Here is a 25906-nt window from a genome sequence, read left to right as displayed (position 1 = left end):
TTGAAAATCAATAGGAACCAGGATTCACTCAGGACATTGAATGTTGCGAGAGATTATTCCCTCGGGAAGTGAATGACGTAGGTCCTAGCGGATGAAATTTTCCACAAATTTTATTCCTGGGAAGGGGGAGCCGAAAGATGGAATACTCAACTTTCGGAAGACACGTAGCAGTTGATACTTGGGGAGTCGACTTCGATCTCCTGAACAACGCTGAATGGTTACAAGCGCAAATGGTAGAAGCTGCGGAAGTATGCGGAGCAACGGTTATGTCAGTGCAGTCGAAGCAGTTCGAGCCTCAAGGAGCAACAGTTCTTGTATTATTGTCGGAAAGCCATCTCTCCATTCATACGTATCCTGAGAAAGGGTTCGCGGCACTTGATTGCTACACCTGCGGAGAAACGGTAGATCCACAGCTGGCGATCGATTACTTGGTATCCGTTTTGAAGCCTGAAGTCGTTCATGCGAAAAAATTGGTACGGGGCATGGGCGAGCTGAAGGTAGAAACACCGGAAATGAAACTGGCTCAGCTGGTAAAGTAATATAAACGCTTTTCATTTAACCACGGCGCAATATGCCGTGGTTATTTGTTTTGGCTTTGTCCCATACAATGTTGAAAGGAAGGTTTGGGGGCTGGTTACGGGGAGGGAGCCGGTATGGGGAAAAGACGCACCCGCAAGCTTTGGATGTATGTACTGCTGGCTTTATTCATTGTTTGGCCGGTTTATCATATAACGGAGATGCTCGGAGGCGGAGAAGGGAAGCAGGACGCGACGAAGCTGCTTTATCAAGTATCGCTCTTTCAGATGGAGCTGCTTGGCGGATTTTTGAACGATGCGGCCGGGGCGCAAAATACGTCGGCTTTGAACGAAATGAAGCAGGTGCTTTATTCGGCGCAGTATGCTCACGAGCATCTGGTTTTGGCCGTGGGGGAAAAAGAGCTGTCGGCGCTGCCGTCTTTGAATCAGCTGCTGCAGTACGTTACGCGGCTGCAAATCGGCGGACAGCGGCCGCTCAAATCGGAGGAGGTACAAACGCTGCAGGAAGTGCACAAGCAGTTTGCCGAGCTGTACGACGCCTACAGCAAGCTAATGTCCTCCGGGGATGAAATCATCGGCTCGCAAAACAAGCGGCTGGAAAAGGCGGATAAGGCGATTGGAGAGGCCATTAGGAAGAGGAGCCCTTAACCCCTTGCCTACGACCCCCTAAATCCCCCTGGAAGGGGGACTCCAGGCGCTGCGCCCTGGACCCGCCACCGGTGGAGCTCATGTGTGCCGCAAGCCCGCGAAAGTCCTTCTCTACTTTGCTTACGCAAAGCTGGAGGCGGACTCGCTTTACGTAGGCGGACGGAGCGTAGAGGTGGAGAGTGCCGCAAGCCCGCGAAAGTCCGTCTCTGCTTTGCTTACGCAAAGCTGGAGGCGGACTCGCTTTACGTAGCGGACGGAGCGTGGAGGGGAGTATGAGCTGTGTGTGCGAGAGAGCGAACTCAAGGGGCCGCTTATGACCCATTTGCATAGGAATGGTATGAAAGGATGGAAACTTGAAGAAAATAGCAGGTAGCGTTAAGAACAAAAGTGCGTGAAGCCGGCTAAACAGTTATTCGTACGTCTTCAAATTTTGTTCAAAGATTTTGTCGAAGAAACTTGTCAATCTGTGCTATAATGAAAACAACTTTGAAAATGGGAAGGCAGGTGAACCACATGCACATCGTCGTAGTCGGCTTAAACTATCGTACGGCGCCAGTGGAAATCAGGGAAAAGTTTGCGTTTGCGCCGTCCGATTTGCCCCAGGCGCTGCGGGAGCTTAAGCAAACGAACAGCATCATGGAGTGTGTCATCGTGGGCACCTGCAACCGGACGGAGCTGTACTGCGTAGTCGACCGCGAGCACGTATGCGGGCATTACATTCGCGGCTTCATGGAAAAATGGTTCAGGCTGCCGCGGGACAAGTTCAGCAATCATTTGTACATTTACGAAAACGATGCGGCGATCGAGCATTTGCTGCGCGTGACGAGCGGACTCGATTCGATGGTCATCGGGGAGACGCAAATTTTGGGCCAGGTCAAGGATGCGTTTTTGCTTGCACAGGAGCAGGGGACGACCGGGATCATGTTCAACACGCTGTTCAAGCAGGCGGTGACCATGGCGAAGCGGGCCCATTCCGAAACGTCGATCGGAGAAAACCCGGTATCGGTCAGCTACGCGGCCGTAGAGCTCGGGAAGAGGATTTTCGGCAGCTATGAAGGCAAGACGGTGCTCATTATCGGCGCGGGCAAAATGAGCGAGCTGACCGTCAAGCATCTATACGGCAATGGAGCGGCCAAAGTCATCGTAGCGAACAGGACGCTGCAGAGAGCGCAGGAGCTGGCCGGGAAGTTTAACGGCGCAGCCGGCTCGATGGAGCAGCTGCCGGCATTTTTGGAGGAAGCGGATATCGTCATCAGCTCGACGGGAGCGGCGGATCTTGTGCTCACCCGCGGGCAGCTGGCACCGATTTTGCAGAAACGCAAATCGCGGCCGCTGTTTATGATCGATATTGCGGTGCCGCGGGATTTGGACCCGGGACTGGGAGAGCTGCCGAACGTATTTTTATACGATATTGACGACCTGCAGTCGATTGTAAACAACAACTTGCTGGAACGCCGCAAGGAAGCGGAGAAGATCGAAGCGATGATTCAAGATGAAATAGCCGCTTTCGAGCAGTGGAAAAAAACGCTCGGCGTAAGTCCCGTCATCCAGGCTTTGCAGGAAAAAGCGAACCTGGTGCACGAGCAGACGATGGAAAGCTTGCTCAACAAGCTGCCCGAGCTGAACGAGCGGGAGATCAAAGTCATCCGCAAACTGACGAAAAGCATCGTCAACCAGATGCTGCGCGATCCGATCGTGCGGATTAAGGAAATGGCGGCGGAACGTCATGGGGACGAAGCGCTGGAGATGTTTACGAAAATTTTCGCGCTGGAGGAAGTGCTCGAGGAGAAGCAAGCCGAGCAAGCGAGGCGGGAGCAATTGGCCAAGAAGCTGGCGGCCGCCGAAGCCGCGTCCTTCCGCAAAGAGGAAATGCATGGCCAAGTATCCGTACGGGCGGCCGATGCCTGGGCGAGAAATTAAGCCTTCAGGAGTGGTGCCATGATCACAAAGAGCTGGATGTACGATGCCATTATTTATATATATGCCCTGAGCCTGCTGTTTTACTTTTCGGATTTCGCGCATACGAACCGGGAAGCGAAACGGATGGGGACAGGGTTGCTTTCTTTTGTTTGGGGATTGCAGACGGTGTACTTGATCATGAGTCTGGTTTCTCATCCGGGTCTGAGCGCTTTTTCGGTGTTCGAATCGCTGTTTTTGCTGTCCTGGTTTCTGGTCACCGTATCGCTTGTCGTCAACCGGTTTTTCCGCATCGAATTGTTCGTCTTTTTGATAAACGTGATCGGGTTTTCCGTGCTGGCGCTTAACTTTTTCAGCAATCCGAACGTGTCTCCGACCTTGGGGTCGTGGAAAATCAACGACGAGCTGCTGTTTATCCACATTACGATGGCGATCGCCAGCTATGCGGCATTTGCGATCGCGGCGGTATTTTCCGGGATGCATCTGTTTTTACACCGAAAGCTTAAGGAGAAGCAGTTCACCCAGGTTGTGCGCCGCTTACCCAGCCTCGAAAATACGGACCGTTACGCGTATTTTTCCGTTATCGTAGGTGCGCCGCTCCTGCTGCTCGCGCTTGCTTTGGGAGTGGTATGGATCGTGCTCGAGGGCGACATGAGACTGCTTTATGACCCTAAGGTCGTGAACTCGTGGTTTGTGCTCGCCGCATATATTTTTTATTTGTTTCAACGTCTGGGGATGCGCACACCGGGGAATAAATTAGCTAGATGGAATTTGGCGGCTTTTGCCATTGTCGTGCTTAATTTTATCGTTTCCAACTTTTCCGAATTTCATCAATGGAGCTGAACAGGATGGCGGGACCGTATTACTCCATGATGGCCGATGTACGGGGCAAATTATGCGTCGTTGTCGGCGGCGGAGCTGTCGCCGAGCGGAAGATCGGCTCGCTGCTCGAAGCGGAGGCGAGGGTGTCCGTCATCAGTCCCTCCGGTACCCCTCAGCTGGAAATGTGGGCGGCGGAAGGGCGCATCGAGTTCATCCGGGAGCCGTACGCGGCGCAGCACCGCAGGCTCGTGGAGCAGGCGATGCTTGTGCTGGCGGCAACGGACCAGGCGGCGGTCAACCGCCGGGTGGCGGAGGATGCCGTTTCGCTCGGCAGGTGGGTGAACGTGGCGGACCAGCCGGAAAAAAGCAGCTTTATCGTGCCGTCCTCGCTTCGCAGAGGAAAGCTGACGATCGCCGTCTCCACGTCGGGTGCGAGCCCGGGCGTTTCGGCCCGCATCCGGCAGCGGCTCGAGCAGGAATACGGCGAAGAATATGCGGCTTACATCGACCTGCTCGAGGAGCTGCGAGAGCTGGTGCAGGATAAGCTTGCGGATACAAAAACACGCCAGAAGCTGTCCCGGGCGATGCTCGATTGGGAGCTGCTGCCGGTTATCCGCGCAGGGAAGCTGGAAGAAATTCGCGGCCGTCTTGTCGAGTTGGTTGGCGAACAGCCGGATTTAGACAGATTTGAATACATAGCACAATGGCTTAAGGAGGTGTCGGCATGCGCAAACTCGTAGTAGGAACGCGGCAAAGCGCGCTTGCCTTGACTCAGACGGGACAAGTGGTCGATCATTTGAAGATGCTTTGCAAGGAGCACGGAATCGACTGCGAATTTGAGATAAAAAAAATCGTCACCAAAGGCGATCGTATTTTGGATGTGACCTTGTCCAAGGTTGGGGGCAAAGGTCTTTTTGTCAAGGAAATCGAACAGGCGATGCTGGATGGGGAAATCGATTTCGCGGTGCACAGCATGAAAGATATGCCTGCCGAGCTTCCCGAAGGGCTCGTGATCGGCGCCGTGCCGGTCCGCGAGGATGCGCGCGATTGCATCATCTCGAAAAACGGCAAGGGCCTGGACGAGCTGCCGCAGGGCGCGCTCGTCGGGACAAGCAGTCTGCGCCGCAGCTGCCAGCTGCAGCACGCCCGGCCCGATCTGCGCATCGAGCCGGTGCGCGGCAACATCGATTCGCGGCTGCGCAAGCTCGAAGCCGAAGGCTTCGACGCGATCCTGCTCGCCGCCGCCGGGCTGCACCGGATCGGCTGGCAGGACCGCATCTCCGTTTATTTGCCGACTGATGTCTGCCTGCCGGCGGTCGGCCAAGGGGCCCTCGCTGTCGAGTGCCGCGGCGATGACAAATTCGTGCGCGATCTGCTCGCACTCTATAACGACCCGCCGACCGTGCTGGCCGCATCCGCGGAGCGAAGCTTCCTCGGCCGCCTGAACGGCGGCTGCCAGGTGCCGATAGGCGCCTTCGCCACCGTGCAGGAAGACGGCGCAACGATTCGGCTTACCGGCATGGTCGGCTCGCCGGACGGCAAACAGATGCTGAAGGAGACTTTTGCCGGAACCGATCCGGACAAGCTCGGCAAAGATTTGGCGGACAAGCTGATTGAACAAGGCGCCTCCGAACTGCTTGCCGAGGTAAGGGGATGATGCTGCGGTGAACAAGGGGACCGTTTATTTGGTAGGAGCCGGGCCGGGAGACCCGAAGCTGATTACCATAAAAGGGCTTGAGGCCATCCGGCGCTGCGACGTCATCGTGTATGACCGTTTGGCCAGCCCGAGACTGCTCGCGCACCTTAAACCGGGAGCCGAGAAAATTTTTGTCGGCAAGCTGCCCGATAAACATATGATGAAGCAGGAGGAGATCAACCGGCTGCTGGTCGATCTCGCGCTGCAAGGCAAAACCGTCACCCGCCTGAAGGGCGGCGATCCGAGCGTGTTCGGGCGGGTCGGGGAAGAGGCCGAACTGCTGGCCGAGCACGGCATCCCGTTCGAAATCGTGCCGGGAATTACGTCGGCGATCGCGGTACCGGCTTATGCCGGCATTCCCGTTACGCACCGCGACTTTACGTCATCATTTTCGATCGTAACCGGTCATGAATATAAAAACAAAACTTACACCAGCGTCAACTACGAAAATTTGGCCGGCGCTTCGGGCACGCTGATTTTCCTGATGGGTGTGGCGAACCTGGAAACGATCTGCAGCGAGCTGCTCAAATGGGGCAAACCGCCCGATACCCCGGTTGCGCTTATTCGCTGGGGCACCTGGATGGAGCAGGAGACGATCACGGGCACTTTAGCGGATATTTTGGAAAAAGTGCGCGCGGCGAACTTCCAATCTCCGGCCGTCACCATCGTCGGCAAAGTGGTGCAGCTCAGAGATAAGCTCGCCTGGTTCGAGAAAAAGCCGCTGTTCGGCAAGCGGGTGCTCGTCACCCGCGCGCGAAGCCAATCGAGCGACCTTGTCGCGATGATCGACGAGCTGGGCGGCGAAGCGGTCGAATTTCCGGTTATCCGGCTTCAGCCGCCCTCGGGCGAGCAGGCCCAACGGGAGCGTGACGAGGCGCTCGGCCGGCTGCCTGAATTCGACTGGGTCATGTTTACGAGCGCAAACGGCGTCGAGTATTTTTTCCAAAGGCTGAAGGAACTTAAGATCGACATCAGGGCACTGGCGAACGCACGGATCGCCGCGGTCGGTCCGAAGACGGCGGCGGCACTTGAAAGCCGGGGCTTGATGATCGATATGCTGCCGGCGAAGTTTCAAGCGGAAACGCTGTTCGAAACGATTCAGACGGAACTTAAGGCAGGTCAGCGGGTGCTGCTGCCGACGGCCGATATCGCCCGCGAGGAGTTGCCCAAACGACTGAAGGAGCTCGGCCTCGAGGTGACGGAAATCGACATTTATGAAAATGTCGTTTGTCACGACGGCGGAGCGGAAGTGATCGACATGCTTCAAAACAGGGCGATTCGCATCGTTACTTTTACCAGCTCTTCGACCGTAACGAATTTGCTGAAGGTTCTTGGCGACCTCGGCGTGGAGCAGCCGCTTGAGCTGCTCAAGGGCTGCGAAGTCGCCTGCATCGGTCCTGTGACCGCGCAAACAGCGCAGGAAGCCGGGCTCAACGTAACTTATATTGCTGAAGAAGCGACGGTTCGTTCGCTGATCGACAGTTTAATCCAACAGAAATAAGGTGAAATCATGAGTTTTCCAATCGTTCGCAACCGCAGACTCCGCGGCTCGCAAGCCATTCGCAACCTGGTGCGGGAAACGTCGGTGTCGGTAAATGATCTCATATATCCGCTGTTTGTCACACACGGTTCCAATGTAAAAGAAGAAATTCCGTCCATGCCCGGCGTTTATCATTATTCCATCGACAGGCTGGAGGAGGAGCTTGCCGAGGTTGTCGCATTGGGCATTCAGGCCATTCTCCTGTTCGGCGTGCCGGAGACGAAAGATGCGAAAGGCTCCTCGGCTTACGATCCGAACGGTATCGTGCAGCAGGCCACCCGCAAAATCAAGCAGCTGCATCCGAACCTGCTCGTTGTCGCCGATACCTGCTTGTGCCAGTTCACCGATCACGGCCATTGCGGCGTCGTACACGTGGACGAACACCGGAACTGCGCGGATATCGTCAACGACGAGTCGCTCGAGCTGCTTGTCAAAACAGCCGTATCCCAGGCGGAAGCGGGGGCGGATATTATCGCTCCGTCCAACATGATGGACGGCTTCGTTCATGCCATCCGCCAAGGGCTCGATGAGGCCGGTCTTGAAAACGTGCCGATCATGAGTTATTCAGTCAAATATGCATCGTCGTTTTACGGCCCGTTCCGCGATGCCGCCCATTCGGCGCCGCAGTTCGGCGACCGCAAAACGTACCAAATGGACCCGGCCAACGTACGCGAGGCGATCCGTGAAGCGGAAGCCGACGTCGTCGAAGGAGCCGACATGCTGATGGTCAAGCCGGCTCTCGCCTACATGGACGTTATCCGCGTGATCAAGGAAAACTTCGATCTCCCGCTGGTCGCCTACAACGTCAGCGCCGAATATTCGATGGTGAAGGCCGCCGCTCAAAACGGCTGGATCAACGAGCAGTCGATCGTGATGGAAACGATGATCGGCTTCAAACGCGCCGGCGCCGATTTGATCATCACGTATTTCGCCAAAGACGTTGCCCGTTGGCTGAAAGGGTAAGCCCGGCAACCACTCTAACGGACATCAGCGGCGTTATTGCCCGTCAAATGCGCGGACAGCGAATGTAACGGACGCCAGCGCCGTTATTTGGCGATAATCATCCGTTTACGCGACTTTCGGCCGGATAACATCTCCTGGATCCGTTAGATTTTCAAAAGCGATAAGATGTGCAACATTTTAAAAATCGACAAGCAAGGGGCTGTCCCCCCGAGCCGTGATGACAACGGCTTATGGGAAAGCCCCTCGTTTTATAAAGGCGGAGAAACTTTATAGTTGACGCCGGGCCTGGCCCCTAGCGTGTAGGAGGAGGCACGTCATCGCCGGCACTTAAACAGTGAAGCGTGGCGGCAGCAGATTTTGCTTCAGCAAAATCGATGCCAACAAACGCGGGCACGAGGCACATTCCCTTCCCCCGGCGTCGCGCCAAGAGTACAGCGTGTAAGCCATAGGTTTGCGGGAGCAAACCATGGCTGGCAAACGCGAGCTTGAGGCACGCAGCGACTCCCCGAGCATCGCGCCAACGTAAAGCGTGCCCTGGATGGATTTTTTGGGCGAAGCCAAAAAATCCATCCAGGGCAAACGCGAGCTTGAGGCACGCAGCGACTCCCCGAGCATCGCGCCAACGTAAAGCGTGCCCGGCATGGATTTTTTGGGCGAAGCCAAAAAATCCATGCCGGGCAAACGCGAACCAGCAGCGAGCAGCCCCTCACTGCTGGCGGGTCCAGGGCGCCCGAGCGCAATGTTGTCAGGTTAGGCGGGAACATAGCGGAACTATGGTTCGCTAATCGGGTCGATTTCGGATATTTTTGGAAATTAGCGGAACTCAGGTGCGCTATTTGTCTGTTTCTCCACTCCTCAAGCCATTTTTCACCTATTTAGCGCATCTCAGTTCCTCTATTTTTTCAAATCGCCCTTTTTTCCGAGAATAGCGAACGTGAGTTCCGCTATTTTTATAAACAATAAACTACTTATTTTCGAGGAATAACGTTCCTAGTGTCGCTCGCTCTTATATGGTTCAACCCTTGATTTCGTCCATGCCTGTTAACCTGACAACATTGCGCCCGAGCGCCTTAAGGGCTTTGCGGAGCAAAGCCGGCTACGGAAGCCTGGGGTCCCCCGGTGGGGGGATTTAGGGGGATACCGCCCAACTGTCATACATTTGTCGATATGTATCACAGCAAGTCGGTTGTTGCGCCGGAAAAAGTAGGGCATAATGAGGAGTAGAACTTGAGGGAATATACGGAAATGAGGCGTATGCTCGAATGAATTATAACGATACTTTCCTTCGCGCTTGCAAAAAAGATCAGGTTGACACGCTGCCCGTCTGGTACATGAGGCAAGCGGGACGGTACGACCCGGAATACCGCAAAATCAAAGAAAAATACAGCTTGCTCGAAATTTGCGAGCAGCCCGAACTTGCCGCCGAAGTGACGATGATGCCGGTGAAAAAGCTCGGGGTCGATGCGGCGATTTTGTACTCCGACATCATGAATCCGGTGGCATCGCTCGGCGTGAAATTCGACATCGTCAAAAATGTCGGTCCTGTAATCGAGAATCCGATCCTAACGGCCAAAGATGTAGCCGCACTTCAGCCGATTAACGTCGAAAAGGATTTAAGCCATATTATCAAAACGATCGAGATTTTGGTGCGCGAGCTGAAAGTGCCGCTTATCACGTTTGCCGGGGCGCCGTTTACGATCGCCAGCTACTTGATCGAAGGCAGACCGTCGAAAAGCTACATCCGTACGAAAACGATGATGTACAGCGAGCCGGAAGTGTGGTTTGCGCTGATGGATAAGCTCGGCGACATGGTCATCACGTACCTCAGATCGCATATCGCTGCCGGAGCGAAGGCGGTGCAGCTGTTCGACAGCTGGGTCGGGGCGCTGGCGCCGCACGATTTTGAAAAATACGTGCTGCCGACGATCACCCGTATCTTCGAAGGGCTGGCCGATTTGCCGCAGCCGAAAATTTATTTCCCGGGCGTCAGCTCGGGAGAACTGCTGCCGTACCTTAGCCGCATCCAGGCCGATGTCATCGGTCTTGACTGGCGAGTCTCCATATCGGAAGGCCTCCGCAGGACCGGAGGCAAGTTCGCCGTTCAGGGCAACCTCGATCCGTACGTGCTTACCGCACCGATGAATGTGATCGAGCAGCAGGCAAAGGCGATTATCGACGAGGGCGTCCGGCAGCCGGGATTTATTTTCAACCTGGGACACGGCTTGTTTCCGGAGGCTTCCTTGGACAAGCTGAAGGAGCTGACCTCGTTCATTCACGAATATTCCAAGGACGCGCTTGCCCGGCAAAGCTGGAATCAAAAAGAAAGAAGTGGTGTATAAATGGTGAAGCGTCGCATCGGCGTGCTCGTCATGTCGTACGGTACTCCGGAAAGCCTGGATCAGGTGGAGGCATACTACACGCATATTCGCCGCGGCCATCCGCCTACGGCGGAACAGCTTCATGAACTGACAAGCCGGTATGAGGCGATTGTCGGCGGTTTTTTCCCGCTGAGAGAAAATACGAACAAGCAGGTAGCCGCACTTGAAGAAACGTTAAACCGGACCTATCCGGACATTGAGTTTGTTTGCTACCAGGGGCTGAAGCACGCGTCCCCGTTCATCGAAGACGGAGTGCAGCAAATCGTCAGCGACGGCATAAACGAGGCGGTAGGCGTCGTGCTGGCACCTCATTACTCGGTGATGAGCGTCGGCGGCTACATCAAGCGGGCCCAGGAGAAAGCGGACGAATTGGGGCTTAAAATCACCTTTGTGAAAAGCTACGAGCTGCATCCGAAGCTGATCGAGGCGCTCACCATCCGGGTCAACAAAGCGCTCGGCAAATTCGAGGGTGTGCCGCGGGACAAAGTTCGCGTCATTTTTACCGCGCACAGCTTGCCCGAGCAGATTTTGCAAATGAAGGACCCGTACCCGGATCAGCTGCTCGCTACGTCCAGGGCGGTTGCCGAAAAGACCGGCGTAACGAACTGGCAGTTCGGCTGGCAAAGCGCCGGCAAGACGGCGACGCCTTGGCTCGGCCCGGATATACTCGACATATTGGAAAAAATCCGCAAGGAGGAGCAGGTCGAAAATGCGCTGATCTGTCCGGTCGGATTTGTTTCCGATCATTTGGAAGTGCTCTACGACATCGATATCGAAGCGCAGGCGCTCGCCAGGGAGCTCGGCATGCATCTGGAAAGAACGGAGTCGCTTAACACCGATCCTCTGTACATGGAGACACTTGCGGATGTAGTGCATGCGCAGATTGAGAGAGCCGGATAATAGAAAAAAAAGGGCGCTCCTTTTCGGAGACGCCCGGACTTTTCGTTTACGGGTATGTTCAACCTCTCAGCATCGTTAAATCGAGCCGCATTTCCTGGCCCTGAAATGTCAAAATCTGCTTTTCGTTCAAATCGCGCATTACCTGCATCAGAATCGGCTTCTGCACGCCGGCCATTTGCGAAAGTTCGTCGTAATTCAGCATCATGCGGATAAGGATCAGATTGCCTTGGCGGATGCCGTTTTTGTTCGCGAGCTTGATCAGGTTTTTGATTACGCGGGTCCGGGCATCGAGGAAGGTCAAATCGTACACGTGCTGGTTCGTGTCCCTGAGCCGCTGGCAAAGCTCCTGCATGATGCACAGGCTGATATCGAAATGATCCTTGCACAGCTCGAGAAAGTTGGGGGCCGTTAGCGCGATGAGCACGCTGTCCTCCAACGTTTGAGCGGAAGCCGAGCGGGGTTTGCCGTCGATCAGCGACAGCTCTCCGAAGCTGTCTCCGGATTTGAACAAGGACAATATTTTTTCTTCTCCGGAGTTCGATCTCGTATATATTTTGACGGAGCCGGAGAAAACGACGTAAAACGTGTTGCCCGGTTCTTTTTCGTTAAAAAGAACGGTCCCGGCTTTAAACGATTTTTTCGTGCAAATGTCGGCGATGGCTGTCAACTGGGCTTCGTTCAGCTTGGAAAACAACGAAACCTTTGTCAAATATTCAATCATGGCCTCTCCTCGTTTCTCTGAAACTATCCGTAGTCCGACTTATTATATATCTGTTTGCTATCGTATTACAAGTGAATTTTTAGTAATGACAATGTGCCGGGAGGGTTGGTTTTATGGAAAAAAAACAGAGGGCGGACGCAAAATCGGCCAACGCATTTGCCGAAGCGAAGAAGTATATTCCGGGTGGGGTTAACAGTCCCGTTCGGGCGTTCAAATCGGTCGGACTCACTCCCCTTTTCATGGAGCGGGGAGAAGGAGCTATCGTTTACGACATCGACGGAAACTCGTACATCGATTACATCGGCTCGTGGGGACCGCTGATCGTCGGCCATGCGCACCCGGAGGTGCTGGAAGCGCTGCGCAAGACGATGGAAAAGGGGACCAGCTTCGGCGCGCCGACCGAGCTGGAGACGCTGATGGCGAAGCTCGTCATCGAGCGGGTGCCGTCCGTCGAAGTGGTACGGATGGTCAACTCCGGCACCGAAGCGACGATGAGCGCGCTGCGCCTGGCCCGCGGCTATACGAAGCGCAGCAAAATCGTCAAGTTCGAAGGCTGCTACCACGGGCATGCCGATTCGCTGCTGATCAAGGCCGGATCGGGCGTAGCGACGCTCGGACTTCCCGACAGCCCGGGGGTGCCGGAAAGCATAGCGGTTAATACGATTACGGTGCCTTATAACGATCTGGAGTCGGTGAAGCTTGCCTTCGAACGTTTTGGCGAAGAGATCGCCGCGGTCATCGTGGAGCCGGTGGCCGGCAACATGGGCGTCGTTCCGCCGGGGCCCGGCTTCCTGCAGGGGCTTCGCGACATTACGCAGCGCTATGGCAGCCTGCTTATTTTCGACGAGGTGATGACCGGCTTCCGCGTCGGTTTGAACTGCGCGCAGGGGCTGTACGGCATTACGCCGGATCTCACCTGCCTCGGCAAAGTGATCGGCGGCGGCCTGCCGGTAGGCGCTTACGGCGGCAAACGCGAGATCATGGAAATGATCGCGCCGAGCGGCCCGATTTACCAAGCCGGCACGCTGTCCGGCAACCCGCTGGCAATGGCGGGCGGCTACACGACGCTGCAGCTGCTGGGCCGCCCGGGCGTTTACGAGGAGCTCGAACGCCTGTCGGCGCGGCTCGAGGCGGGTTTTGCGAAAAACGCGAAGGAGCTCGGCGTGCCGAGCACGATCAACCGCGTCGGTTCGATGATCTGCCCGTTTTTCACGGACCGGCAGGTGGTCGACTACGAAACGGCCAAGCAATCCGATCTGCAGAAGTTCAACCGCTACTTTGCCGCATTGCTCGATTGGGGCGTATCGATCGCGCCGTCGCAGTTTGAAGGGATGTTCGTGTCGACGGCACATACGGATGAGCTGATCGACCGCACGATCGAAGCGCATTATGAAGCGCTGAAGAGCTTGTAGAAAGCGAAACGGAGCCGCGGCAAAATTCCTGATAGAAACCCATGCCTGTTGAATAGGCATGGTTTTTTTTCTGTTGACCCGTAAAGTGCGCGGATAAACCAAATATATCCATAAAGGACTATAGCGAAGCTTGTCGAATAATTCTTAATTATGAACATAAGACGAATACTAACCGTTACTGTTATATTTATTTTGTTTTTAGCCGGGATACGGATGACGTGGATATTTGCCGGCTCGCCGCCCGTCCGGGCTATAGCGACACAGGGAATGCTTGATCTTCGCGGTGCGACATGGAGCCGTCCGGTACTTTTGGAGGGCGAATGGAAGTTTTTTCCGCAAAGTTTCCTGATGCAGCCGGGGAACGAAGCTGCGCAAACGGACGGCGTTTCCGCCGTCCTGCCGGGTTCATGGGGAGGCCTTTTCGCCGATCCCGGGCAGGTGACCGGATATGGGAGCTACAGGCTGCGCATACTGCTAGACGATTCAATGGTCGGGAAGCGGCTGACCATCGCGATGCCACCTACGATGTCCGCATCGGAGTTGTTTGTGGATGGAACGAGGCTCGGAGCGGCAGGCATGCCTGGGAAGACGGCGGAAGATACCGTCGCTAACGAGACTCCGTATAATGTCACTTTTATGGCTGACCGTTCCGAAGTGGAGATCATCGTTCACGTCGCCAATTTCGTCAATAAAGTGGGTGGCGGACTGCTCCAATCGATTCAGTTTGGAATCGAAGACGTGGTGATGAGTCACAAACGGTTTTCGATTGCGATGCAGCTGCTCGTCTGTTTTTTCCTGATGATTCATGTGGTGTATGCAGCCGTTTTATTTATGATGGGTGTCCGGCAGCGGGCGCTGTTCACGCTGGCGCTGATGATGATCTGCATCGGTCTTTCGGTTCTTGTCACCGATGACAAGCTGCTGGTCGCATGGCTGAATCTGCCGTACGGCATCAGCTTCAGACTTTATACATTAAGTTATCTTTGGGCAACCGCCCTGCTGCTCATTTTCATCAAACAGCTGTATCCGACGCTGGAGAAGCGGCCCTGGCATCGCTACTTCGGCAGCGCGGTGTTATGCTTGACGGTCGCGGTCGCGTTAATGCCTACGGTTTATGTATCCTGGGTTGACCTGTACTCGATCCCTCTGCTGCTTGCAGGCACCGTCTATATGCCGGTGCTCACACTGCGCGCCACGATGCGGCTTGACGGTGCTGCGATTTTTTTATGGCTCGCTTTTGTCGGCTTGACCGCGAACATGATTTGGGGCGTCCTGAACAGTTTCAGCTTGGTGTTTCGTTCCGTACATTTCTATCCGATCGATTTTATCGTTGCGTTCGTTGCCTTTGTTTGCTACTGGCTCAGAATGTATTTTCGGAATTTGCAGCAGACGGTACGATTGGCATCCGAATTGCAAAAAGCCGACAAGCAGAAAAACGATTTTCTCGCGAATACTTCCCATGAACTTCGCAATCCGCTGCATGGGATGATCAATATTGCACGGAGCGTGCTGGAGCAGGAAAGCGTCTCTCCCGACGTCCGGGAACGGCTTGGACTGCTGGTGACGGTCGGAAAACGAATGTCCATGCTGCTTAACGATCTCTTGGACATGGAACGGCTGCAGCACAAAGGGCTGAAGCTGCATTTGCAAGCCGTACAGGTACAAGCCGCCGTAGACGGCGCCTTCGATATGATCAGGTTTATGACGGAAGGCAAATCGATCGAGCTGCGGGGCGAAATTCCCGAATCGTTCCCTCCGGTATTGGCGGATGAAAACAGGATGATGCAAATTTTATTCAATCTGCTCCACAATGCAGTCAAGTTTACGTCGCAGGGCCATGTCGTCATCAGGGGATTCGTTCGCGGGGAGATTGCGGTGCTGGAAGTGGAAGACACCGGGATCGGCATGGATCGGGAGATGCTGCAGCGGATATTCGAGCCGTACGAACAGGCGGATTCGGCCGTGCAAGGCGGGCTCGGACTTGGGCTGAGCATCAGCAGACAGCTTGCCGAGCTGCACGGCGGGACGCTTGAGGCCGTGTCCGAACCGGGAAAAGGTTCTATCTTCAGGCTGGCACTGCCTTTAGCGCCGGCACCCATTTCGAGGCCGACCCCGATATTCGATGCAGCCGATTCAGGTAAGATGCACTTGGAGCATCACGCCGTAAAGGCAGCGCCGGATGCTGCAAGGACTGCCCCGGCGGCCCAGGTCAGAGCCGGAAAACAAAAGGTGCTTATTGTGGACGACGATCCTGTCAATTTGCACATTTTGAAAGAGATGCTGCCGCGGGATCGTTACCAGATATATGCAGCCAATTCGGCTAACGAGGCGCTTAGGCTTATCGACGAGAAGGAGTGGGATTTGGTCGTAGCGGACGTTATGATGCCCGGGATGTCCGGCTATGAGTTGACTCGTGCGATTCGGCTGCGCTTTGCGATGTCCGAACTGCCGGTGCTCCTCTTGACGGCTCGCAGTCATCCTGAAGATATCGAGGCTGGCTTTCAAGCCGGGGCCAACGATTATGTAACCAAACCGGCCGATGGTTTGGAGCTGCTGCATCGGGTACGGGCGCTGACCGAGCTGAAGTTCACGACTTCGGAACGGGTGCGCCTCGAGGCGGCCCTGCTGCAAGCGCAGGTTCAACCGCATTTTTTGTTCAATACGCTCAACTCGATCGCCGCGTTGAGCGAAATCGATACGATGCGGATGCGGGCATTGCTTTCTGTGTTCGGCGATTACCTGCGGGCAAGCTTCAACTTCCGCAATTCCGAGCGATTAGTGCCGCTAAAGCAGGAGCTGGAATTGGTGCGCGCCTATTTGTTCATAGAGCAGGAGCGATTCGGCGAACGGCTTCGCGTGCAATGGGACATCCCCGACCGGCTGCTGACCGCTCCGGTTCCTCCGCTATCAATCCAGACGTTGGTGGAGAACGGCGTGCGCCACGGCATTATGAAACGGAATCGCGGAGGAACCGTGCGCATTGCGGCGGAGGAAAGCGGCGATTGCGTCGACATCCGGGTGTCGGACGATGGCGTCGGCTTTGACGGAAAAATACTGCATCTGGTGCTGCAGGATCAGCCCGACCCGTCCGTCGGCATCGGGCTGCGAAACACAAACCGTCGTCTTCGCCAGATTTATGGCCGCGGGCTGGATATCGCCAGCATTGCCGGTCAAGGTACGACAGTCAAGTTCCGGGTAAAGAAAGGCGGAGTATAACGGGGCTGCAAAAAGAAAAACCCGCTTCTTGGTCTGTGAACAAGAAGCGGGTTTTTATGTATCAAAAACTACGGTGTCGTTTTTGGCTGCTGCTGCGTCTGCGTTTGTGCTTGCGCGTCCGGCTTCGGCGTAGGCGTAGGGGCAGGCGTCGACGTCGGGGCGGGCGTCGGCTGCGCGCCTGCCGCCGGTGCTCCAGCGCCGCTGCTTGTCCCGCCGCTCGGCGGCGGGCTGCCCGGCCCGATCGACGACGGCAGCGTCCCCGCGCCGCCGCTGTTCGGCGCGGCCGTTCCGCCTGCCGCGCCGGTGCCGGTCCCGCCGCTGCCTGCCGGCTGCCCGGCCGGAGCCTGGGCGCCACTGCCGCCGCCGGCAGGAGCGCCTCCCTGAGCCGGCTTCGTCGGCTCAGGCGAAGCTGTCCCGCCGGTCGTCCCGGCGGCGGGTTTGCTGCCCGAGCCGGCGGGCTCGCCGCCCTTCGGCTCGGAAGCGCCGCCCGGCTTCGCCGCGCCGCCGGTTTCTCCCGGCTTCGTCCCGGTGCCGTTCTCGCCGCTTTTCGGCGTCTCGGTTTTGCCGGGAGCCTCCGTCTTCGCACCGGACGATTCCGGCTTTTCCCCTGCCGGCGTATCGTTTTTTGCCGCCGGCGGGTTTTTCGCCTGGTTGGCTTTAAGCTGCGCTTGTTCCCTCAGGAAATCCGGATGGTCATAGGCACCGCCCGGATCGATTTTCGTGACGTTGTCCCATACCCGCGGCGCATGCACATCTTCCGGATGATCGTAGACGAGGAATGCCGAAGGCAGACGGCGTTCGCCGTAGCGGCTGGAAGGCTTGGTAACCACATCGCCGTTCACGACGAGCTCGGACGATGCGCCGCCGTCCAAAAATCCGGCGTTAATGCAGCCTTCCTCCAGCAGCAGGTCCTGAATCTCTTTGAGCGTCGCGCCTACGCTGTGAGCCTGCCGGCCGTCGACGACGACGAAGATGACCGTTCCGTCGGCCTTTTGTCCGACCGCGGTCCGCGGTCCGCGGCCCCAGCCGCCGTCGCCGCTTGTGATGAGCGGTTTGCCGTTGGCAATGACGCGGGGGTAAAACATAGCCGCCTCCGAGACGCCCAGTTCGCGCAGCTGGAATATATCATACTTGCCGATAACCAGCGTACCTTCCTTCGTAAAACCGACAGTATGCTGCGGCACGCTTCCGTCCTGGTCGGTATAGATCACATCGCCGCCGGCGATAATGGGGCCGATTGGCGCAAAGCCGTTGCCAAGTCCGTCCGGATCGACGAAGCCGCCGGCATTGACGCCGGCTACCGCGCCGGTCCGCTGCACCATGGACGAAATTTTTTCGCCTTCGCCCGGCTTCGACGGGGTCATGATTTTGATCGTCGTAGGATCGTAGACGTACATCTTTTTCCCTTTCCAGAACGGGCCGGAGATGTCTTCGACCTTGATCAGCTCGTCGATCGTGCGGTTTTTGCGGTTTTTGTTTTTGCCTGCAATCTGGATCATTCCGAGATCCTGCTTCTCCGCCGCCGCCAAATCGTAAGATGCCTGCAGCTTGCGGACCATGTAATCCCGCTGTTCCGCGCCCACGAATATCCACGCCCAGTCGCGGTGCTGCGTCGAGATGACGGTCTCGGCCAAAAACTCGCGAATGTTTGCCCCGCTCGGGGTTAAAAATAGAAAGCTCGACGTCAAAAACGTCAAAACCGATACGATCCATAGCAGCTTTTTGAACCAGCTCCAATGGCGGAACAGGTTTTTTGTCGATTGTAAAAATTCAATTGCCGTACTCAATGGATTCCTCTCCCACTTGAAAAAATAGCACTATCCTTAATTCTAGCACATGTAGATTTGATTTAGTAGTCTGCGAGAATGGAACGGACCTATAAGATTATGCCATTTGCATCCTTGAGCGGTATTGGTAAAATGTGCAGTAGGAACGACGCAGAGAGCGAGGGATCCGCAGCTGATGAACAGATACAATTTTTACGGAATTCCGATGGAGGTTTATTTGATGGCGGGGCTGTTTGCCGCCGCTTTGGCCGTTATCGTTTATTTCGCCTACAGGGAGGCCGCCGCGCCGGGGACACGCAGGAAAGATGCCGGAGGCAAGCGATGAGCGGCATTTCATGGAGCCGCAAAGGGGAGTGGCTGGAGCTCAGCGCGTTATCCGGCGTGCGAATGCCGGCCAAGCTGCTCGGCAAGCTGAAGGCGCAGGGCGGCGTCGTGGAACGGTCCGGACGGGTGCTGCTGCGGCTGTTCCCGGATGAGCCGCTACATTGTATGCCGCAGTGGGCGGATATAGAAGTGCTGTATGAGGACGATTTTTGTCTTGTCGTCCACAAACCGGCAGGCATGAAGGTGCATCCGACGGAAGCCGGGGAAGGCGGCACGCTCGATCACGCCGTAGCGTTTCACTACGAGAGCACCGGCCAGGCGTGCCGGGTGCGCCACATTCACCGGCTCGATGAAGATACGACAGGACCCGTGTTGTATGCGAAAAACGAATGGGCCCAGCTGCTGCTTGACGAAGCGATGCGTGAGAAAAAGATCGGCCGCGCTTATGCAGCGGTCGTTCATGGCCGGCCGGATCCTCCGCAGGGCACCGTCGACGCTCCGATCGGCAAAGATCGGCATCACCGCTCGAGAAGACGCGTGTCCGCATCGGGCGACCCGGCCATTACCCATTACGAGCTGGTCGCTTCTTATAAAAATGCTTCTCTGGTGCGCCTGACGCTCAAAACCGGGCGCACTCACCAAATCCGCGTGCATATGAGTTATTTGGGCCATCCGCTGGTCGGCGACGAGCTTTACGGAGGCAGGCCGGACGGGATCGCCAGGCAGGCGCTGCACGGCGAAACGCTTTCCTTCGAGCATCCGCTGAGCGGAGAACGGCTTACCGTCCACGCGCCTTGGCCGGACGATTTCGCCCGTCTGGTCGAACGGTTTGAAAAAATGTAGTCATCGGATTCCTCCCGGAGCCATATACATGTAGAGGCAAACAAACCAGGATTTCATTCCATCTTGAAGGTATAGAATGATTCCGGGAGGGAGGACTTATGGTATCCGAACATCAGATGGGCTTAAGATTCGACATTTACGAACGCGTTCATTTGTCCGAGGGGGCACTAGGCATCAAAGAGCTGGACGAGGTGGAGCTCGTTCCGCATATCCAAGTGCTGTCTCAGGGTGAACAAGCTGTCCTTAGAGGAAATTTGCTGCTGAGCGGCAAATATGTAGACGAGCAGAACGGAGCGGGACGTACGCTTGAGCATCTGATTCCGGTTGAGATCACGCTGCCGATGAACCGGGTAGGGCGCGTGGAGGACATCTCCGTCGATATTGAAAATTTCGATGTCGATCTGCTTTCGACCCGCAGCTTGAACGTTACCGGCGTGCTGTCGCTGAACGGACTTGAGATTGCGCCGGCGGAGCCGCAAAGCTGGCGCGAACCCGAAGAGGAAATCGTCTTTGTGCACCAGGCGGAAGAGGCGCCGTTTACGGCCGAAGAAACGGTCGCGGAAGCGGAGCCCGCGGACCTGTTCAGGGCCGGGCGTGAGGAGGCGCAAACCCATGTGAGTCCGGCGCCGGAGCCCGTCGTGCAGTTGGCTGCGGATGAGCAGGAAACCGCGCAGGTCAGCGCGGCTGCGGAACCGGAGCAGGCGGAGGAGGAAGAAGCGGCTGCGGTTTTCGCCCAGGAGGAGCAAGAGGCTGAATCGGAGCCGGTTGCGGCACAGCCGGCAGCGGAAGTTCCGGAAAAAAAGGAGCTGAAGATCGCCTTCTCGGGCAAAGCGGACCCGGCGGAGGAAGATCCCGTGAAAACGCACGGGTTCAAAACGCTCATACATAACGCGCAGTCGTCGCTCGGCAACGCGCCGCGGCCGCCGGAGCAGCCCGAACCGCGGCCAGCCGCGCCGTCCTCCGACGCCCTGGAATGGAAAAAGCTGTTCCTGAGTTCTGTCCCCGACCAGCGGGAGTTCAAGAAGCTCCGCCTCGTCATTGTCCAAAAGGAACAGACGCTGGAGGAGATCGCCGGCAAATATAATATGAGCCCGCGCGAAATAGCGCTGTTCAACCGGCTTGGCGAACAGGAAGTGAAGCCAGGACAAATCGTATATCTTCCGAGATAAGCGTTCTCGCAGCAGCAGCTTACCCGGCCCCGTTAAGGGGACCGGGTTTTATTTTTCCTAAAATACCTTCAGCAAAAAGCCCAGATAGGCAAGAAACAAAACGAACAAAATAAAGACGTCCAGGCCGTTCGGCAGCAGCAGCGTTCGGACGAACTGTACGCATATAAGCGGAAACAGGACGCCGCGCACGGTGTACCTGATGTTGTACCACCATCTATTCATACCGGTCACTCCTTCAAATGACTTATACCCATTTGTATGAAATTTTTTATGCGAAAGTCCCTGTTTTCGGTTTATAAACGGGCCCTTTCTGGATATGATGAAGATATCAGTATTTTGGGCGGCTCCTGTCAGCCTGAACATATTGACTCACCCGTTCTTGTCGTTTATCATAGAAAAATAAAATATATGGATGAAAAACGTGGAAAGAGAGTAGTACGCAGCCAACCCTTCAGAGAGCGAAACCGCAGCGCTGGAAGGTTTCGTAGGATGTAACTGCCGAAGTCGCTCTGGAGTTGCGCATCTGGCTTTATCGGGCCGGATGCCGCCGGTTGCAGCCGTTATCTGTCTCAAGTGTCGTGCGGTGCGATAGGCCCGCGCGAAATAAAGGTGGTACCACGGAAGCGGATCCTTTCGTCCTTTGCGGCGAAAGGATATTTTTTTTGAGGTCATACTGACGATTTGAAGCGAAAGAGAGGGTTCATCATGGAAGAAATCAAAGACAAGCAATCATCCGTGTCGATGCCGACAACCTACGATCCGAAGGAAGCCGAGAAGAAGTGGTACGACTACTGGCTGAAAAACGAATTTTTCAAAGCGGGGCAGCGCAAGGATGCCGAGACGTATACGATCGTCATTCCTCCGCCGAATGTGACGGGTATGCTGCACATCGGCCATGCGCTCGACTGCACGCTGCAGGATATCATGATCCGCTTCAAGCGGATGCAGGGCTTTGACGCGCTGTGGCTGCCGGGCACCGACCATGCGGGCATCGCGACGCAAACGAAGGTCGAGCAGATGCTGCGCGAGGCGGACGGGACGACGAGATACGACCTCGGCCGCGAGAAATTCCTCGAGAAAGTATGGGAATGGAAGGAAAAGTATGCCGGAACGATCCACGAGCAGTGGGCCAAAATGGGCTTTTCCCTCGACTACTCGCGCGAGCGGTTTACGCTCGACGAAGGGCTGTCCAAGGCGGTCCGCGAAGTATTCGTGAAGCTGTATGAGAAAGGCCTCATTTACCGCGGCAAATATATCATCAACTGGGACCCGGCCGCTCGCACCGCGCTTTCCGACATCGAGGTCGAATACAAAGAGGTGCAGGGGGCGCTGTATCATTTGCAGTATCCTCTCAAGGACGGCAGCGGCTCGATCACCGTCGCCACGACGCGTCCGGAGACGATGCTCGGCGATACCGCCGTGGCCGTTCATCCGGAGGACGAGCGCTACAAGCATATGATCGGCAAAATGCTCGTGCTGCCGATCATCGGCCGCGAAATTCCGGTCGTTGCCGACGAATACGTGGAAAAAGAATTCGGGAGCGGCGCGGTGAAAATTACTCCGGCGCACGATCCGAACGACTTCGAGGTCGGCAAACGGCATAACCTTCCGCAGGTGCTCGTGATGGACGAATCCGGCACGATGAACGAAAATGCCGGGAAGTATCAGGGCATGGACCGTTTCGCCTGCCGCAAGCAGATCGTCGCCGATCTGAAGGAGCAGGGCGTGCTCGTCAAAATCGAGGAGCACGTGCACCAAGTCGGTCATAGCGAGCGCAGCGGCGCCGTTGTCGAGCCGTACTTGTCCACGCAGTGGTTCGTCAAGATGAAGCCGCTGGCGGAAAAAGCCGTTGAAGTGCAAAAAAGCGGCGCCGGAGTGAACTTTGTACCGGACCGCTTCGAGAAAATATATTTGCATTGGATGGAAAATACACGCGATTGGTGCATCTCCCGCCAGCTCTGGTGGGGCCACCGCATTCCGGCGTGGCATTGCGCCGATTGCGGCCAGCTCACCGTTTCCCGCGACGACGTGACGAAATGCTCGCATTGCTCCAGCGCGAACGTGCGTCAGGATAACGATGTGCTCGATACGTGGTTCAGCTCGGCATTGTGGCCGTTTTCCACGCTCGGCTGGCCGGAGCAGACGGAAGACATGAAGCGGTATTACCCGACCAGCTTGCTCGTGACCGGCTTCGATATTATCGGCTTCTGGGTATCGCGGATGATTTTCAGCGCGCTCGAGTTCACCGGGCAAATTCCGTTCAAGGATGTGCTGATCCACGGGCTTGTGCGCGATTCGGAAGGCCGCAAAATGTCGAAATCGCTCGGCAACGGCGTCGATCCGCTCGAGGTTATCGACAAATACGGCGCAGATGCGATGCGGTTCATGTTGTCCACCGGCTCCACGCCGGGGCAGGATTTGCGCTTCCGCTGGGAGCGGGTCGAGCAGGCGCGCAATTTTGCGAACAAGATTTGGAACGCGTCGCGTTTTGCGCTGATGAACCTCGAAGGCTTCACGGCGTCGGACATCGATTTGAGCGGCGAGCTCGGCACGGCGGACCGCTGGATTTTGCACCGTCTGAATGAGACGGTTCGCGATGTGACCCGTCTGATGGACAGCTACGAGTTTGGCGAAACCGGAAGGCTGCTGTATAACTTCATTTGGGACGATCTGTGCGATTGGTATATCGAGTTCGCCAAGCTGCGCTTGTACGGAACGGATGCCAAGGCGAAGAAGCAGACGCAGTCGGTGCTCGCGTATGTGCTTGACCGTACGCAGCGCTTGATCCATCCGTTCATGCCGTTTATTTCCGAGGAAATATGGCAGCATCTGCCTCATTCCGGCGAGACGATTACGCTGGCCGAGTGGCCGAAATACGAGGAGCGCTTCGAGGCGGCGGAATCCGTTCGCGAGATGGAGCTGCTGATGGACATCATCCGCAGCGTCCGCAACATTCGCGCGGAAGTAAACGTGCCGATGAGCAAAAAGGTCGAGCTGCAAATCAAGCCGGCCGGAGACGACGCGCTCGCCATCCTGCGCCGCAACGAAGAGTACGTGCAGCGCTTCTGCAACACATCGTCGCTGACGATCGATCTGTCGCTTGCTGCGCCGGAAAAAGCGATGACCGGCGTCGTCACCGGAGCGGAGCTGTACCTGCCGCTTGCAGGGCTGATCGACATCGCACAAGAGGTGGCCCGTCTCGAGAAGGAACTGAAAACGCTGAACGGAGAAGTCGAGCGGATCGAGAAAAAGCTGGCCAACGAAGGTTTTGTCGCGAAAGCGCCGGCCAAGGTTATCGAGGAAGAGAAGGCGAAGCTGGCCGACTATGCCGATAAAAGGGACAAAGTGACAGCCCGCCTTGCGGAGCTGCGAAGCTGATACAGAAGTCCGGTGAAAAATAGAGGAGTGGACGGAGTCGTGTTGGAGAAGCGTTAGCGGTCGCCTTTGTTCTCGGATTTCAACCGCCGAATGGCGTTTAGATTGAAGAAATCCGAGGACAAGGAAGACCGGAAACACGATCCGGGACACGCAGCGAATGTTTTCGCCGGACTTCTCAACCAAAATGACGGATAGAGCAAGGGAATGACCGGTTTTTGCGAACAGCGGCCGGCGTTCCCTTGCTCGCATCCTATTCGAAAGGAAGGATTGTCATGAGTGAGCAACAAGCGGCCGGCGCTCCTTTTCAGACTGCTCAGGAGGCGATCGATTGGATCGTGAACCTCGTTCCGTTCGGCATTCGGCCGGGGCTGAAGCGTATGGAGAAGCTGATGGAGCTGCTCGATCATCCCGAACGGAGACTGAGATTTATCCATGTAGCCGGTACGAACGGCAAAGGCTCCACATGCGCTTATTTGAGCGAAGTGATCCGTCAATGCGGTTATGACGTCGGTCTTTTTACATCGCCATATATCGAGAAATATTCGAACCGCATCAAGCTGAACGGACAAGACATCCCGGATGAGGATCTGCTTGCGATCGTCAACCTGATCAGGCCGCTCGCCGAGCAGCTCGCGCAAACCGAATACGGACCGCCGACGATGTTCGAGGTGTCGACGACGCTGGCTATCGTTTATTTTGCCAGATATGCTTATCCGGACTTTGTCGTATGGGAAACCGGCCTCGGCGGCCGACTCGATTCGACGAACATCGTATCGCCGATCGTCACGGTCATTACGAACGTCGGCCACGATCATATGGACGTGCTCGGGGATACGCTGGACAAGATCGCCGCGGAGAAGGCGGGCATCATTAAAAACGGCGTGCCGCTGATCAGCGCCGTCGAGCAGCCGGAGGCGCTCGAGGTGATCGAGCGGATCGCCAAAGAACGGAAAAGCACGCTGTATTTGATGAACCGCGAATTCCGTTACGAACCGGTATCTTCCCGTGAAAATCATCAGGTGTTCGATTTCGCCGGACCGTTCCGCGAAGTCCGCGACGTCGCCATTTCCTTGAACGGGCAGCATCAATTCAAAAACGCCGCCGTGGCGCTCATGACCATCGAAGTGCTGCGGCAGTATTACGCGCTGATCGTAGAAGACGAGGATCTGCTCCGCGGGTTTAAAGAGGCCGCATGGCCGGGAAGGCTCGAAATCGTATCGGAACAACCGCGGATTTTAATCGACGGAGCTCATAACCCCGAAGGAGGCGAGACGCTCGCCCATGCTTTGCGGGATACGTATCATTATAAAAAGCTGCATTTTATGATGGGCATGCTGTCAACCAAGAATCATACAGGCTATCTTCGGCATATACTACCATTGGTAAATACACTCATTTTGACCGAGCCGAATTGGCATAAAAAAGCGGATGCGGCGCAGCTTGCCGATCTGGCCAAAACGCTGCTCTCCGAAATGGGCCCTGCAGGCCGTGAGGTGGAAGTGATTGTGGAGCCGGATTGGAAGCGCGCTCTGGAAATATTGAAAAATAAAACGGAACCGGGCGATTTGGCCGTCGTTTCCGGCACGCTGTATTTGATTGGCGACGTCCGTTCCTGGATTCTCCGACAAACCGATTCTGAAAAAGGCTGGTGAGCTT

The 25906-nt window shown here is 56.1% G+C and carries 21 protein-coding genes and 1 other annotated feature; of the genes, 17 read left to right on the top strand and 4 right to left on the bottom strand.

Annotated elements, in window-relative coordinates; all coding sequences use genetic code 11:
• Nucleotides 1-137: 137 nt before the first annotated feature.
• From speD to hemB, 8 genes are all read left to right on the top strand, one after another.
• Nucleotides 138-539, top strand: a complete 402-nt coding sequence (gene speD / locus MYS68_RS19450) for an adenosylmethionine decarboxylase (RefSeq protein ID WP_248927438.1) — start codon at nucleotides 138-140, stop codon at nucleotides 537-539.
• A 114-nt stretch (nucleotides 540-653) separates the two neighbouring features.
• The gene (locus MYS68_RS19445) at nucleotides 654-1184 is read left to right on the top strand and encodes an S-adenosylmethionine decarboxylase (protein ID WP_248927437.1); all 531 of its coding nucleotides are present in this window, start codon (nucleotides 654-656) and stop codon (nucleotides 1182-1184) included.
• Nucleotides 1185-1697: 513 nt separating this feature from the next.
• Nucleotides 1698-3104, top strand: coding sequence for a glutamyl-tRNA reductase (gene hemA / locus MYS68_RS19440; RefSeq protein ID WP_248927436.1), 1407 nt, complete (start codon nucleotides 1698-1700; stop codon nucleotides 3102-3104).
• A gap of 18 nt (nucleotides 3105-3122) precedes the next feature.
• On the top strand, nucleotides 3123-3944 hold the full coding sequence (ccsA, locus tag MYS68_RS19435; protein WP_248927435.1) for a cytochrome c biogenesis protein CcsA: 822 nt from the start codon (nucleotides 3123-3125) through the stop codon (nucleotides 3942-3944).
• Nucleotides 3945-3949: 5 nt separating this feature from the next.
• Complete coding sequence (locus MYS68_RS19430; protein ID WP_248927434.1) at nucleotides 3950-4663, top strand: precorrin-2 dehydrogenase/sirohydrochlorin ferrochelatase family protein; 714 nt, start codon at nucleotides 3950-3952, stop codon at nucleotides 4661-4663.
• Nucleotides 4648-5580 carry a hydroxymethylbilane synthase gene (hemC, locus tag MYS68_RS19425; protein WP_248927433.1) on the top strand — a complete coding sequence of 311 codons (933 nt, stop codon included), beginning with the start codon at nucleotides 4648-4650 and terminating at the stop codon, nucleotides 5578-5580. The genes MYS68_RS19430 and hemC overlap by 16 nt, the downstream gene beginning before the upstream one ends.
• A 7-nt stretch (nucleotides 5581-5587) precedes the next feature.
• On the top strand, nucleotides 5588-7120 hold the full coding sequence (cobA, locus tag MYS68_RS19420) for a uroporphyrinogen-III C-methyltransferase (protein WP_248927432.1): 1533 nt from the start codon (nucleotides 5588-5590) through the stop codon (nucleotides 7118-7120).
• Nucleotides 7121-7129: 9 nt separating this feature from the next.
• Entirely contained in the window at nucleotides 7130-8122 is a 993-nt protein-coding gene (gene hemB, locus MYS68_RS19415) for a porphobilinogen synthase (RefSeq protein WP_248927431.1), read from the top strand.
• A gap of 327 nt (nucleotides 8123-8449) precedes the next feature.
• On the opposite strand, the gene MYS68_RS19410 is transcribed toward hemB, so the two are convergent.
• Nucleotides 8450-8794 (bottom strand): hypothetical protein, encoded by a 345-nt coding sequence (locus MYS68_RS19410; protein ID WP_248927430.1) that lies wholly within the window; start codon nucleotides 8792-8794, stop codon nucleotides 8450-8452.
• 590 nt (nucleotides 8795-9384) lie between these two features.
• On the opposite strand from MYS68_RS19410, the gene hemE reads away from it, so the two are divergent.
• Together hemE and hemH are read left to right on the top strand one after the other, a co-directional pair.
• Nucleotides 9385-10461, top strand: a complete 1077-nt coding sequence (gene hemE / locus MYS68_RS19405; RefSeq protein ID WP_248927429.1) for a uroporphyrinogen decarboxylase — start codon at nucleotides 9385-9387, stop codon at nucleotides 10459-10461.
• Between the two features lie 3 nt (nucleotides 10462-10464).
• Entirely contained in the window at nucleotides 10465-11400 is a 936-nt protein-coding gene (gene hemH, locus MYS68_RS19400) for a ferrochelatase (protein WP_248930955.1), read from the top strand.
• Between the two features lie 58 nt (nucleotides 11401-11458).
• On the opposite strand, the gene MYS68_RS19395 is transcribed toward hemH, so the two are convergent.
• Nucleotides 11459-12121, bottom strand: coding sequence for a Crp/Fnr family transcriptional regulator (locus MYS68_RS19395; RefSeq protein WP_248927428.1), 663 nt, complete (start codon nucleotides 12119-12121; stop codon nucleotides 11459-11461).
• A gap of 113 nt (nucleotides 12122-12234) precedes the next feature.
• Between MYS68_RS19395 and hemL the strand changes: the two genes are divergently transcribed.
• The gene (gene hemL / locus MYS68_RS19390; RefSeq protein ID WP_248927427.1) at nucleotides 12235-13533 is read left to right on the top strand and encodes a glutamate-1-semialdehyde 2,1-aminomutase; all 1299 of its coding nucleotides are present in this window, start codon (nucleotides 12235-12237) and stop codon (nucleotides 13531-13533) included.
• Between the two features lie 213 nt (nucleotides 13534-13746).
• The gene (locus tag MYS68_RS19385) at nucleotides 13747-16749 is read left to right on the top strand and encodes a hybrid sensor histidine kinase/response regulator (protein ID WP_248927426.1); all 3003 of its coding nucleotides are present in this window, start codon (nucleotides 13747-13749) and stop codon (nucleotides 16747-16749) included.
• Between the two features lie 68 nt (nucleotides 16750-16817).
• Here MYS68_RS19385 and MYS68_RS19380 read toward each other — a convergent pair whose 3' ends face one another.
• Nucleotides 16818-18536 carry a phosphodiester glycosidase family protein gene (locus tag MYS68_RS19380; protein WP_248927425.1) on the bottom strand — a complete coding sequence of 573 codons (1719 nt, stop codon included), beginning with the start codon at nucleotides 18534-18536 and terminating at the stop codon, nucleotides 16818-16820.
• Nucleotides 18537-18711: 175 nt separating this feature from the next.
• On the opposite strand from MYS68_RS19380, the gene MYS68_RS19375 reads away from it, so the two are divergent.
• The 3 genes from MYS68_RS19375 to MYS68_RS19365 all read left to right on the top strand — a co-directional run bounded on the left by MYS68_RS19375 (nucleotide 18712) and on the right by MYS68_RS19365 (nucleotide 20872).
• A complete protein-coding gene (locus MYS68_RS19375) occupies nucleotides 18712-18861 on the top strand; it encodes a hypothetical protein (protein WP_248927424.1) in 150 nt (49 codons plus the stop codon).
• On the top strand, nucleotides 18858-19703 hold the full coding sequence (locus MYS68_RS19370) for an RluA family pseudouridine synthase (protein ID WP_248927423.1): 846 nt from the start codon (nucleotides 18858-18860) through the stop codon (nucleotides 19701-19703). Before MYS68_RS19375 ends, MYS68_RS19370 begins: the two co-directional genes overlap by 4 nt.
• Before the next feature lie 98 nt (nucleotides 19704-19801).
• Nucleotides 19802-20872, top strand: coding sequence for a LysM peptidoglycan-binding domain-containing protein (locus MYS68_RS19365; RefSeq protein WP_248927422.1), 1071 nt, complete (start codon nucleotides 19802-19804; stop codon nucleotides 20870-20872).
• Between the two features lie 57 nt (nucleotides 20873-20929).
• Here MYS68_RS19365 and MYS68_RS19360 read toward each other — a convergent pair whose 3' ends face one another.
• The gene (locus MYS68_RS19360) at nucleotides 20930-21094 is read right to left on the bottom strand and encodes a hypothetical protein (RefSeq protein ID WP_248927421.1); all 165 of its coding nucleotides are present in this window, start codon (nucleotides 21092-21094) and stop codon (nucleotides 20930-20932) included.
• 191 nt (nucleotides 21095-21285) lie between these two features.
• Nucleotides 21286-21516 (top strand) — a binding site (T-box leader).
• Nucleotides 21517-21577: 61 nt separating this feature from the next.
• Here MYS68_RS19360 and MYS68_RS19355 point away from each other — a divergent pair.
• A complete protein-coding gene (locus MYS68_RS19355) occupies nucleotides 21578-24250 on the top strand; it encodes a valine--tRNA ligase (protein WP_248927420.1) in 2673 nt (890 codons plus the stop codon).
• A gap of 272 nt (nucleotides 24251-24522) precedes the next feature.
• On the top strand, nucleotides 24523-25902 hold the full coding sequence (locus MYS68_RS19350; RefSeq protein ID WP_248927419.1) for a bifunctional folylpolyglutamate synthase/dihydrofolate synthase: 1380 nt from the start codon (nucleotides 24523-24525) through the stop codon (nucleotides 25900-25902).
• The last annotated feature ends 4 nt before the right edge of the window (nucleotides 25903-25906 follow it).

This window comes from Paenibacillus hamazuiensis (assembly GCF_023276405.1).
In the GTDB taxonomy this organism is placed as follows: domain Bacteria; phylum Bacillota; class Bacilli; order Paenibacillales; family NBRC-103111; genus Paenibacillus_AF; species Paenibacillus_AF hamazuiensis.
Note: the sequence above shows the minus strand (reverse complement) of the source record. Positions and strands in the feature narration are given on the sequence as shown.